The sequence below is a fragment of the Ruegeria sp. CJ2 genome, assembly GCF_056536745.1.
Genome location: NZ_JBQFQF010000005.1, coordinates 248,203 through 260,453 on the forward strand (window position 1 = coordinate 248,203; position 12,251 = coordinate 260,453).

Sequence of the window (12,251 nt, forward strand, 5' to 3'; positions counted from 1 at the left end):
AGGAGAAAATGACATGAGCTTCCGATCAGGCCGGTACAATATCGCCATCATCGGCACCGGGTTTTCCGGGCTGGGGATCGCCATCCGGCTGAAACAGGCGGGCTATACCAATTTCCGCATATTCGAGCGCGGCTCGGATGTGGGCGGCACATGGCGCGATAACACCTATCCCGGTGCGGCCTGTGACGTGCAATCGCATCTGTACTCCTATTCGTTTGAACCTTGGGCCGAATGGTCCCGTGCTTTTGGTGAACAGGCCGAGATTTTGGATTACATCCGCCATTGCGTCGACAAATACGATCTGCGCCCGCATATCGAGTTCAACCGCACCATCGACAGCGCCCGATTTGACGACCATCGCAATGTCTGGAGCGTTTCGACCAAAGAGGGCCCGCAATTCGAGGCCAATCTGCTGATTGCCGGACACGGCTCGCTCAGCGACCCGGCCTATCCGCAGATCGACGGCTTTGACGGGTTCGAAGGCAAGGTGCTGCACACGGCCGAATGGGATCACGACTATGACCTGACGGGGAAACGCGTGGCGGTGATCGGTAGCGGTGCCAGCGCTATTCAGGTTGTGCCGGCGATTGCCGATCAGGTGGCCGCAATGACCGTTTTTCAGCGCACGCCTTCTTGGATCTTGCCCAAGCCTGACCGCGCCTTTGACCCAGAGCACAAAAGCCGCTTCCGCCGCTTCCCACTGCTGCAATATCTGAGAAGGCAGATAATCTATTGGAGCGGCGAGGCGAAGTCGCCGGTGATTGTCTATGACACCCCTCTGACGGCGCTGGCGCGGTGGATGGGGGTGAGCCACATAAAACGCGTCATCAAGGATCCCGACCTGCGCCGCAAAGTGACGCCTGATTACAAGGTCGGATGCAAGCGAACGCTTTTGTCGAATGACTGGTATCCGACACTGCTAAAACCGAATGTCGATCTGGTATCGGACGGGGTACGCGAAATCCGGGGCAAATCCTTGATTGACGGGACGGGCAGGGCCGTCGAGGTCGACGCCATCGTCTGCGCCACTGGTTTCAAGGTCCCGACCGAAGCTGCCCCGTATCCTATCACTGGGGCCAAGGGTCTCAGCATCAATGACGCGTGGGCTGACGGAGCCGAGGCTTATAAGGGTGTCACTGTTTCGGGTTTTCCAAATCTGATGCTGTTGATGGGGCCGAACACGGTGTCCGGGCACACGTCGATGATTTATTATTTTGAATCCCAGTTCAATTACGTCATCGACATGGTTCGCAAGATGGATGCCAACGGGCTTGCGGCTTTTGATGTGCAAAAGTCGGTACAGGACCGTTTCAATACATGGCTTCAGAACCGGATGCGCAAAACCACATGGGTGTCGGGCTGCAATAGCTGGTATCTGACAGGGTCCGGCAAAAACACGGCGCTATGGCCGGGTTTTTCGTGGGAGTACCGCTTACAAACCCGCAAGGTACGGTTAACGGATTACCAGCTTGTCCCTGCATCTGAACCAGAACCCGCGCCATTGGCGCCTTCATCTGCCTGATGTTGGGTGTTTACCGACCGAGCAGAGCACAAGTGAAGCGGATCATCTGAACAGGCTGCGTCATCCCACACGACGCTTGAAATAGCAGCACCCTTGACTTTTGGTCTGCTTTGTTAGAAATTTCTGTTATGCCAGAAATAACAGATAAGACAAAACCATCTGCCGTCAGCAATTTTATCCTCTACTGGGGGGATATGGGCAATCAATGGGGCGTCAATCGCTCTGTCGCCCAAATTCACGCGTTGCTGTACCTCAGCGTAAAGCCCCTGAATGCCGAGGAAATTTCCGACGCGCTTGGAATTGCGCGCTCCAATGTGTCCAATTCGCTTAAAGAGCTGGTGAGCTGGCGGTTGATCAGGCGCGTGCCGATCCCAGGGGAGCGCCGGGAGCATTATGAGGCCGAAACGGACGTCTGGGAGATGGTCCTCCGTATCGCTCAGGGTCGAAAGGAACGTGAGATAGACCCGGCGGCCTCGGCCCTGCGCACGTGCGTGGATCAGGCCGAAGCAGATGACAGCCTCAATCCGGAGGTCCTTGAGCGTATGCGTTCCATGCAGGATTTTCTGAAGACGGCGGACACTTGGTACAAAGACATTCTAACTGTGCCCAGACCCAAGCTCATCATGCTGATGAAAATGGGAAGCCGCGTGGTTTCACTTTTGAAATTCACCGGGGGGCGTCAGGGAAGTTAATTTTTTTTGCTCCATTATTTCTCTTTAGACAGAAAGAACAGAATGCAAGAAATTACCAAAATAACCCGCATTGATCGGAGCCTCGCGCCGCCTGCGCCTGACCATCCCTGTTCGCCTGACACGTTGATAGAAGACCACAGATTCAGACGCCTGCTCGGAGACACGGGCTGGGGGCGTTTGCCCAAAGAGATACGTCAACGATTTGGCAAACGTCTGTCCGGCGGCGCGAGTGTGTCCTATCAAGGCCAAGTGACTGACATGCAGATGAACATGGCTGGTCTGTGTTTGGCCATGCTGACACGCATAGTAGGTGCACCTTTGCCCTATGACCTGAGTTCGGTTAACCGAGCAGCAGTTGTTGTTGTAACGGAAGACCCCGCCACCAATGGGCAGTTCTGGATCCGCCAATATGGGCGCGCCAAGGGCTTCCCCCAAACGGTCAGCAGCTCCAAACGGTTTGCTGGCCGGACCGGGCTGGAGGAATATATCGGCTATGGTTTGGGGATGACGTTGCGGCTGGAGGCGACGCCACGCGCGCTGTTCTTCCTGAGCGACGGGTTCTTTATGAAAATCTGGAAGTGGCGGTTGCCGCTGCCCAACTGGATTTCACCCTTCAAACTTGTCGTCGGGCATGAAGAGATCGGGGGTGGCCGTTTTCTATTTTCGCTGAGCTTGGATCACCCAATTCTGGGCGCGATGATCCGACAGTCTGCAATATTCGAAGATGCACAAATGGTTGGAGGCTAAATTGGCACGTTCCGTAGAAAGAGAAACATATTCCTATCGGAATGATCCGTCTGTACCCGCATTTGATGACAGCTTGCCCATTGCATTCATGGATGGTGAATGCGTCTTGTGTTGCTTTGGCGCGCAGATGATCTCCAGGTTGGATCGCAGCAGAGAGATTAGGATTTGTCCCGTCCAAAGCCCGCTTGGGGAGGCGGTGTTACGGCATTTTGACGTCGAACCGACAGACCCGGAAAGCTGGCTTTATCTGGAAAACGGACAATCCCATACCGGGTTTGACGCCATGATCCGCGTGGCCCGTTACACTGGGCGAGCGCGTGTCTTTACGTTTGTTATGTCTCGCGTTCCGAGACGCTGGCAGGGTTGGATATACCGCCGGATTGCACGAAACCGCTACTGGTTCGGGCGATCGGATATCTGCGCGCTTCCGAACCCTGATCTGCGCGCGAGGTTGATCAAATGAAGATTGTCATCATCGGCGGGTATGGTGTGTTCGGGGGGCTGGTCGCTCGCCTTCTGATCCGGGACGGGCATACCGTTTGGCTTGCAGGTCGAAATCCCGGAAAGGCGCATGCACTGGCCTGTAAGATCGGTGCGTCTCATATCGCGCAGAATGTCGAGGTGTCGCCGCTTTCGGTTTTTGATCCTGCGCCAGACATCGTGATTGACGCCGCCGGACCCTTTCAGAATTACGGAGCGGACGGCTATCGCATCCCCCAAATGTGTATCCGGCAGCGATGCAACTACCTTGATCTTTCAGATGCATCAGAATTCACCGAAGGTATTTCACGGTTGGATTCCGCAGCCAGGGCCGCGGGTGTTTTTCTGTTGTCAGGTGCTTCAAGCGTGCCGGGCTTGTCCTCGATTATCACCAGCGAACTGGCAGAGAGGCTGGAGGATATCAAGCTTGTCGATACCGTTATTTTGCCGGGTAACAGGGCCCCACGCGGACGCTCGGTGATCGAGGGTATCGTCGGTGGCGTCGGCCGCCCGGTCAGAGTTAAGCGTGGTGCGAAATGGCGGTCAATGGCGGGCTGGACGGATAAGCGCCTCTATCGGCTTGATCAGGACCTCAAGCGGCCTGCCTATGTGGTTGAAGTACCCGACCTCAAATTGCTGCCCGAAAAGATACCGTCAGAAAGCGTCGTGTTTCGCGCCGGATTGGAGTTGGGCGTAATGAACCGGGCGTTGAGTATTTTGGCGTGGGTTCGTCGCTTTTGGTCTTTGGAGCTTTCTGACGCGGTTCTTTCCCTGCTGCATCTTCTGTCACGCGCGTTGTATCCCTTCGGCTCGGATCGTGGTGGTATGCAGGTTTCGGTAATTGGGTCGGTCAAGGGCAAGCCTGTTTGCCGCAGGTGGACGCTTATCGCGGAAAAGGGGGACGGACCTTTTGTTCCCGGCCTGATCTGCCGCGCGATCGCGCGTCGGCCAGATAGAATAGCGGCAGGAGCACGCCCGTGCCTGGCCGAATTGTCGAAGGCAGAGGTCGAAGAGGCCATGTCTGATTTGGCGATCACGACCCACACCCAAAGCGAAGACCACCCAACGCTATTCTGTGCGGCGCTTCGGGACAGGTGGGATGCGCTGCCTCCGCAGGTGCGAGCGCTGCACTCTGTTCAGGATCAAAGCAGTTTCTCCGGAACGGCCGTGGTGACCCGTGGTACAACATGGATGGCGCGGTTGGCGGCGTGGGTTTTTGGTTTTCCCAAGGCTACCCAAAAGGCAACTGTCACCGTCACAAAAACACGCCTTGGCACCAGCGAAACCTGGGAACGAAACTTTGACGGCAAAGTCTTTCGGTCTCATTGCACCCCGGCGGCGTCACCCTATCGGTACCGCGAAAGGTTCGGCCCGTTCAACTTTGAGCAAGACCTGCTCGTGCGGGATGGCAGTCTGTTTCTACCGGTGCGACGCGGCTGGTTTCTTGGGGTCCCGATGCCCCGCGTGCTTCTTCCGACAAGTGAAAGCCGGGAATATGTCGAGAATGGAGTTTTTCATTTTGACGTCAGCCTTGGAGCGCCGCTGGGAGGGGTTTTGATCGTGCGGTATCGCGGATCCCTTGCGCCTGATCGCGAGGATAAACAGGGCCATCAAACCCTGACGGAACCGGGAGCCGGGATCGAACCCCACGGCACATTTCCGAGCGGTCAATCCGTGCCGCAGCCCCTTAGCCCAATTTAATGGATGGCAATATTATTCACCTGCCGTTACGCGCCCGGAATTCGGGCGGCTGTCTTGCATTTCCGGAGTTTCCGGCCACAGGTCAAAAATCTGTTGGGTGGTCACCGCCCACGAGAAGTTCAACCAAAACACGGCACCAAGAAACTTTGCGCCATCTTCAAACAGGATGCGATATTGGCCGAGGTAAACCTCGATTGACTTCTGGAAGAAATCTATGCCGATTGAGGTCAAAAAAAATAGCCCCGCAATGACAAGGTGCATACTGGGCTGCCGTCCCAAATGGTTGCGGTAAAGAACGACAGTTCCCATCAGGAACAACGCGTAGCCCCCGTAGAAGTACTTTTCACCAATCGGGAGCCGTTCATGCAGCAAAAAGAAATCATCAAGACAGAAAGCCGTGGAAAGTAACGTCAGGGCCAGCAACAACCTTCGGGGCGCCACCGCATGCGGCGCGGCGCTCAACAAGGCGAACCCAAACGCAGTTACGGTGGCGCTGGCCATCCAGAACAGAACGCCCATGTTGGAAAGAAACCCGGCGTAGGACGGGGCTTTGAACTGTTGCGCAGGGTCGCGTGTCAGAAAGCCAAAATCAGCCCCGGTCGTCCACGAGATGACGAAGACGATCACCAGGCTGATCAAGCCTACAGCGATGCTGAAAGGCGTAATACCAGAAAGCGATTTTTGCGTTTGGCGCTGCATCAGATCAGCGCTTTCCGCAATGGCAGGTCAAAGCTTGCGCTGAACCGCGATGTGACGCTTATCCCTAGCGTTTTTCCACACTCTGTCAGAAGTGCGCGAAAGCAGAAGCCCCAACCACAGCCAAGGAAAAACCGCGTTGGCCCCGCACAGACGTGTCGTCCAATGAAACTTGCAAGGCCCATCATCACTAATAAACAACCCAATTTGATTCTGTCTAAAACTGAGCCTGAGTTTTCAACATATCGCCATTTTCGGCAATATGTCTCAGATCGTATAACCGCATTTGGCGTTGGCCCCTCAGCGTCACCCAGCCGGAGGCTTCATCCGGCAGACTGTGCAATCAGCCAAAGTTGAAACCGCCCAATGCGGCACACGTAAAAGCGCCTATTCCGCGTCTTCCATTTTGGTCGCATTGAGTTGCGCGAACAGTTCAGGTCCAACGCGGTCATACAGTTCGAGTTGGGTTTCGAGAAAGTCGATATGCCCTTCCTCGTCCGACATCAGGCTCTCAAAAAGGTTCATCGAAACGTAATCGCCCGCATCCTTGCAGACATCTCGGGCCTCTTTGTAAAGCGCGCGTGCGCTTCTTTCGGCTGCCAGGTCACATTCCAGCGTTTCCCTTGGGTTTTCACCTATCCGCAGCGGGTCGAGTTTTTGAAGATTTGGGTGACCCTCAAGGAAAATGATCCGCTCGATGAGCTTGTCGGCGTGTTCCATTTCTTCAATGGACTCTTCGCGGCTTTTCTTGGCCATGCTGCCAAGCCCCCAATCGTCCTGCAATCGGTAATGCAACCAATATTGGCTGACCGCTGTCAATTCATGCCGCAAAGCCTTGTTCAGGTATTCGATTACTTTCTTGTCACCCTTCATCGCGGGTCTCCCTGACTGTGTTTGAAAATTGGTTTTGAACAATCATTCTGAGTCGTGACTGTAACATCGGTAACTGCAATCTCCAAAGCGGCGCAGAACTCTCCTCGGCCTTGCCACCGTTGCCGATCCCAGCCCGTTATTTGGCTGCGTTGTGTGACTGAACCCGCCTGACGAAGTCCATAAACGCGCGAATGGTTCTGACCTCTTGGCGTTGCGTCAGATGGATCATGCTTTCACCCATTTGTAGGTCAACGCCCTGCAATTTGATCTGGCGCAGGCGGTCGTCCCGACCGAATTCTGCGCGCGAAACAAATCCGATACCGGCACCCGAAGCGACAAGCTCGCGCACCGCTTCGCGACCTTCGGCAACAATCGAGGGTTTGAGCGTGATTTTCATGCTGCGTGCTGCATCTTCCAGCTTTTGCCGTGTTTTTGAGCCCTTTTCGCGAAACACAAGCGGCAGGTCTTTCAATTCGTCGATTGTCAGCATGGTCGTGTCTGGCGGCAGAATACCCGGCCCAACAAAGGCGATTATCTCTGTCGATCCGAGATTGAGAACACTCATGTCCTTGCCGGGTGAGGGGCTGCCGACAATACCAATCTCGGCATTATATGCCCTGAGTTCGTCGAGGATTTCGTTTGTATTGCCCGATCGGACCAAGATCGTCAGCTTCGGGTGCAGGGCTTGGAAAGGACCCAAAAAATCCGTCAGATGATAGGCGGAGTCAGCGATAATACGCAGCTCTCCGTCGATTGCGGTGCTGGATTCTGACAAGTAATCTTCAATCTGGGTTTCCACTTCGAAATACTGTTTGGTCAGGCGGAACAGACTCTCTCCGGCCGGGGTAAGAGAGACACGTTTTTTCTCACGCTGAAAAAGCAGCAGGTCGTGATCTTGTTCCAGTTTGCGAACCTGTTCTGACACTGCAGGCTGTGTCAGAAACAGGGCTTCGGCCGCTCTGGAAAACCCGCCATGCAGTGCCACGTAGTGAAATGCTTTCAATTGGCTGTGACGCATGCGTTGCCCTCGTTATACATATATAGGCTAAACTTATAATTGGATTGATTTTAGCAATTTTACATATGCATGAAACCGTTGCAAACCTGTCCGAAACTGGACCATCGGAGCGGGGTCATGACTGCAAGCGAAAACACGATTGAACCGCCGAAGCTGGGTGAACCCTATCTTCTGACACCCGGGCCGCTGACGACATCATACGCCGTGAAGCGCGCAATGTTGAAAGACTGGGGCAGTTGGGATGATGACTTTCGCGCAATGACCCGAGAAATCCGGACAAGGCTGTTGGCTTTGCTGGGCGAAGGGTCCGAGATGTTCGATTGCGTTCCGATGCAGGGCAGCGGGACATTCGCGGTCGAGTCCATGCTGTCGTCCTTCATTCCGCGCGAAAGTAAGACATTGGTTCTGGCAAACGGGGCTTACGGGTTGCGGTCGGCGCAGACACTAAATTATCTGGGGCGTGACCACGTTGTATTGGACAAGGGGGATTACCTGCCTCCGCGCGGGTCCGAAGTGGCGGAGATTCTGGCACGTGACGCAGATATCACGCATGTCGTGGCCATCCACTGCGAGACGTCCTCGGGCATTTTGAACCCGATCGAGGAAATATCCCACGCTGTGTACGGGGCGGGGCGCAAGCTGTTGATCGACTCGATGTCTGCGTTCGGAGCCATTGAATTGAAGCCTTCGGAAATCCGGTACGAAGCCATGGTGTCCTCTGCGAACAAATGCATCGAAGGGGTGCCCGGTTTTGGCTTTGTCATCGCGCGCAAGTCCGAGCTTGAGGCCGCCAAGGGCAACAGTCATTCCCTGTCGCTGGATGCACATGCACAATGGGCGCATATGGAAAAGACCGGTCAGTGGCGGTTTACACCGCCCACCCATGTGGTTGCCGCGTTTCTGCAAGCATTGAAGGCCCATGACGCCGAGGGCGGAGTGGCCGGACGCGGGGCCCGCTATAGCCGGAACCGGGATGTTGTGGTTGCGGGGATGCGCGAGCTTGGGTTCGAAACGCTGTTGCAAAACCGTTGGCTGAGTCCGATCATAGTTACCTTTTTTTGTCCGGCGGATGATCGCTTTGAATTCGCGTGCTTCTATGACCTGATGAAAGCCAAAGGGTTTATCATCTACCCCGGTAAACTGACCGTTGTCGACAGCTTTCGCGTTGGATGCATCGGACAGATGGATGAACATGTGATGCGGCAGGTTGTGGCCGCGGCCAAGGACTCACTGACCGAGATGGGCGTCGACAGCGCGGCCCCGCCGGTTCAGGCACTGCAAGAACGCTCCAAGCTGGCAGCTTAAGATACAAAGGACCACCGAATATGACAATTCATGCCCCAGTGACCGCAAACGAGCGCGTCTATCCGGCCCCAAAGGTGCCCGCCATTGCCATCTGCCTGGATGGGTGCGAGCCGGAATACCTTGAGGTGGCCATCACAAAGGGATTGATGCCAACACTCAAGCGGATACGCGAGACGGGCACAGATCGGTTGGCGCATTCCGTTATTCCGTCTTTCACCAACCCCAATAACCTATCGATTGCGACGGGTCGCCCTCCGATCGTGCATGGGATTTGCGGCAACTACCTGATTGACCCGGACAGCGGTGAAGAAGTCATGATGAACGATGTGCGCTTCCTGCGCGCGCCGACTATTTTCTCGCAGTTTTACGAGGCCGGGTATCGCGTCGCGATGGTCACCGCCAAGGACAAGTTGCGCGCCCTGTTAGGGTCTGGTCTGAAGTTCGATGAACACCGCGCCGTCGCGTTTTCATCCGAGCGCGCAGGTGAAACCACCAAGGCAGAGCACGGCATCGACAATGCCAGCGCGTGGTTGGGTATGCCGGTGCCCGAGGTGTATTCGGCCGAGCTGTCCGAGTTTGTCTTTGCCGCTGGCGTCAAGCTGCTGCAGGAATTCAAGCCCGATATCATGTACCTTTCGACGACGGACTATATCCAGCACAAGTTTGCGCCGGACCAACAGGGCGCTCTGGATTTTTATGCCATGTTTGACAAGTACCTCGCACAATTGGACGAGATGGGGGCGGCCATTGTTGTCACCGCCGATCACGGGATGAAACCCAAGCACAACGCCAATGGTGAGCCCAATGTCATATATGCGCAGGACCTTATGGATGAATGGTTGGGGGAAGGGCAGGCGCGCGTGATCCTTCCGATCACCGATCCCTATGTGGTGCACCACGGTGCGCTTGGCGCTTTTGCCACCGCCTATTTGCCCGAGGGCGCGGACGTCGCCAACATCATGGCCAAGCTGGACGCTCGGGAAGAATTGATCCTTGTGGTCGACAAAGACGAAGCGATCCGGCGCTTTGAGCTTCCCGCGGATCGCATCGGTGACATCGTGATGATTTCGGGTGAGAACATGACCATCGGAACCTCGGCGGACCGGCATGATCTGGCAGCGCTCAAGGAACCCCTGCGCAGCCATGGCGGGCTGACAGAGCAGGAAGTGCCCTTTATCGTGAACCGCGTGATTGATCTGGGCAACGCGCCCGATCTGCGAAACTTTGATGCGTTTTTCTACGCCACAACAGCGGCGGCGCAGTAAGCCATGAAAGACCAAGTCATGAGTGAAGCCGAAATCAGAAACGAAGGCATGCGGATCGGCGGAGAGGTTGTCTTTACCGATGACAAGGTTCCGGTTCTGTATCCGTATACGAACGAGGTGGTCGGTTATGTCCCGGCCGGCAGAGCCGAACACGCGCGCAAGGCGTTTGAAATTGCAGCGAACTACAAGCCCAAGCTAACCCGCTATGAACGCAGCCAGATTCTGCAACGCGCCGGAGAGCTGATTGGCGAGCGTCGGGAATACCTGGCCAAATGGCTGGTGCTGGAATTGGGCATCTGCCATCAGCACGCACTCTACGAAACGAAACGCGCGCAGGATGTCTATCAGTTCGCGGCGGCCGAGGCGCTGAAGGACGATGGTGAGATATTCTCGTGCGATCTGACCCATAACGGCAAGGCACGCAAAATCTTCACAACGCGCGAGCCCGTGACCGCGATCAGTGCGATCACGCCGTTCAATCACCCCCTCAACATGGTCAGCCACAAGATCGCGCCGTCGATTGCCACCAACAACTGTATGGTGTGCAAACCGACGGAACTGACGCCGATGACCTGCCTGACCTTGGCCGACATCCTGTACGAGGCCGGTCTGCCGCCCGAGATGTTCCAGGTTGTCACAGGCTGGCCGCAGGATATTGGTGACGAGATGATCACCAATGAAAATATCGACATCATCACTTTCACCGGCGGGGTTCCGGTCGGAAAGATGATCGCGGCCAAAGGTGTTTACAAACGTCAGGCGCTGGAACTGGGTGGAAACGATCCCCTAATCGTATTGAACGATCTGTCGGATGCGGATTTGGACAAGGCCGCCACCATTGCCGTGGCGGGTGCAACGGGCAACTCGGGTCAGCGGTGCACTGCCATCAAGCGCATTCTGGTTCAGGAAAGCGTTGCAGACAAGTTTGTGCCACTGGTTCTGGAAAAGGCCAAGAAGATCAAGTTTGGTGACCCGCAGGACCCCGCGACAGAGCTTGGGTGTGTGATCCATGACAAGGCAGCGGAGGTTTTCGAGAACCGCGTCTTCATGGCCGAAAAGGAAGGAGCCGAAATCCTCTATCATCCTGGCCGTCAGGGGGCTTTGCTGCCTCCGATCGTGGTCGATAAAGTGCCCCATGACAGCGAGCTGGTGATGGAAGAAACCTTCGGTCCTATCGTGCCCATCGTCCGCGTTCCCGACAATGACGACGCGGTTATGGCGATTTCCAATGCGACCGAGTTCGGGTTGTCATCAGGGGTCTGCACCAACGACCTGAACCGCGCGATTGCCTATATCAACGGTCTGAACGTGGGAACCTGCAATATCTGGGAACAGCCCGGATACAGGATCGAGATGTCGCCGTTTGGCGGGATCAAGGACAGCGGGAACGGCGTGAAAGAAGGCGTGATTGAAGCGATGAAGTTTTTCACCAATGTAAAAACCTACTCGCTGCCGTGGCCGGGTTAAGCATAGATTGCAGATCGGCGGCGAACGCTGAATGCGATTAAACACTGTCGCAGCGCCCGCCGCGTCGAGAGCAAAGTGAACTGATTCAAGGCGCCCGGCCAATCGCTTACGGCATGGGTCTTCGACCGCTTGATTGCTGGGTCGCGAGCCCTTATCGCAGTACTTAACTTCGACACATCTCTTGGCAGTCTTATCTCAGAACCCGGCTGGCAGTTCTCGGATGCATCAAACTGTTGCGCCCTTGATGCGAATAGCAGTTCCCAGCATGCCTGCGCATATCCCAATGATCACAGCGATGACCAGTTCGGTCATTTCCACATTGGCAAAGGACCAGTGTGCGAAAATCAATGTCTCGATCACGCCGACAATCCCACCCATCGCAGCGCCAAGCATCAGATTTCGGGTCATCATCCCCAAAGCAAGGCCAAGGATTCCAGGCAGGCCGATAATGTTGGCTCCGATGGTTCCAAGTAATTCAAGCATGT

Annotated in this window: 12 protein-coding genes; 8 read left to right on the forward strand and 4 right to left on the reverse strand. The window is 55.5% G+C overall.

Going from position 1 to position 12,251, the window contains the following annotated elements:
- Nucleotides 1–13: 13 nt before the first annotated feature.
- From ACR0MS_RS09615 to ACR0MS_RS09635, 5 genes are all read left to right on the forward strand, one after another.
- Entirely contained in the window at nt 14–1,522 is a 1,509-nt protein-coding gene (locus tag ACR0MS_RS09615) for a flavin-containing monooxygenase (protein ID WP_480576153.1), read from the forward strand.
- 128 nt (nt 1,523–1,650) lie between these two features.
- A complete protein-coding gene (locus ACR0MS_RS09620; RefSeq protein ID WP_480576156.1) occupies nt 1,651–2,214 on the forward strand; it encodes a GbsR/MarR family transcriptional regulator in 564 nt (187 codons plus the stop codon).
- Nucleotides 2,215–2,256: 42 nt separating this feature from the next.
- A complete protein-coding gene (locus ACR0MS_RS09625; protein WP_480576159.1) occupies nt 2,257–2,961 on the forward strand; it encodes a DUF4166 domain-containing protein in 705 nt (234 codons plus the stop codon).
- A gap of 88 nt (nt 2,962–3,049) precedes the next feature.
- Nucleotides 3,050–3,424, forward strand: a complete 375-nt coding sequence (locus ACR0MS_RS09630) for a thiol-disulfide oxidoreductase DCC family protein (RefSeq protein ID WP_480576321.1) — start codon at nt 3,050–3,052, stop codon at nt 3,422–3,424.
- Nucleotides 3,421–5,142, forward strand: coding sequence for a saccharopine dehydrogenase family protein (locus ACR0MS_RS09635; protein ID WP_480576162.1), 1,722 nt, complete (start codon nt 3,421–3,423; stop codon nt 5,140–5,142). The genes ACR0MS_RS09630 and ACR0MS_RS09635 overlap by 4 nt, the downstream gene beginning before the upstream one ends.
- Before the next feature lie 12 nt (nt 5,143–5,154).
- Here ACR0MS_RS09635 and ACR0MS_RS09640 read toward each other — a convergent pair whose 3' ends face one another.
- From ACR0MS_RS09640 to ACR0MS_RS09650, 3 genes are all read right to left on the reverse strand, one after another.
- Nucleotides 5,155–5,841, reverse strand: a complete 687-nt coding sequence (locus ACR0MS_RS09640) for a hypothetical protein (RefSeq protein ID WP_480576165.1) — start codon at nt 5,839–5,841, stop codon at nt 5,155–5,157.
- 384 nt (nt 5,842–6,225) lie between these two features.
- Entirely contained in the window at nt 6,226–6,711 is a 486-nt protein-coding gene (bfr, locus tag ACR0MS_RS09645; protein ID WP_480576168.1) for a bacterioferritin, read from the reverse strand.
- 136 nt (nt 6,712–6,847) lie between these two features.
- Nucleotides 6,848–7,729, reverse strand: a complete 882-nt coding sequence (locus tag ACR0MS_RS09650; protein WP_480576171.1) for a LysR substrate-binding domain-containing protein — start codon at nt 7,727–7,729, stop codon at nt 6,848–6,850.
- A gap of 117 nt (nt 7,730–7,846) precedes the next feature.
- Here ACR0MS_RS09650 and ACR0MS_RS09655 point away from each other — a divergent pair, with 117 nt between their 5' ends.
- Genes ACR0MS_RS09655 through phnY form a run of 3 tightly spaced genes read left to right on the forward strand, consistent with a single transcriptional unit; the run spans nt 7,847 to nt 11,766 of the window.
- On the forward strand, nt 7,847–9,034 hold the full coding sequence (locus ACR0MS_RS09655; RefSeq protein ID WP_480576174.1) for a 2-aminoethylphosphonate--pyruvate transaminase: 1,188 nt from the start codon (nt 7,847–7,849) through the stop codon (nt 9,032–9,034).
- 20 nt (nt 9,035–9,054) lie between these two features.
- On the forward strand, nt 9,055–10,299 hold the full coding sequence (gene phnA, locus ACR0MS_RS09660; protein ID WP_480576177.1) for a phosphonoacetate hydrolase: 1,245 nt from the start codon (nt 9,055–9,057) through the stop codon (nt 10,297–10,299).
- A gap of 18 nt (nt 10,300–10,317) precedes the next feature.
- On the forward strand, nt 10,318–11,766 hold the full coding sequence (phnY, locus tag ACR0MS_RS09665; RefSeq protein ID WP_480576180.1) for a phosphonoacetaldehyde dehydrogenase: 1,449 nt from the start codon (nt 10,318–10,320) through the stop codon (nt 11,764–11,766).
- 225 nt (nt 11,767–11,991) lie between these two features.
- Here phnY and ACR0MS_RS09670 read toward each other — a convergent pair whose 3' ends face one another.
- Nucleotides 11,992–12,249 (reverse strand): hypothetical protein, encoded by a 258-nt coding sequence (locus tag ACR0MS_RS09670; protein ID WP_171125586.1) that lies wholly within the window; start codon nt 12,247–12,249, stop codon nt 11,992–11,994.
- Nucleotides 12,250–12,251: the final 2 nt, after the last annotated feature.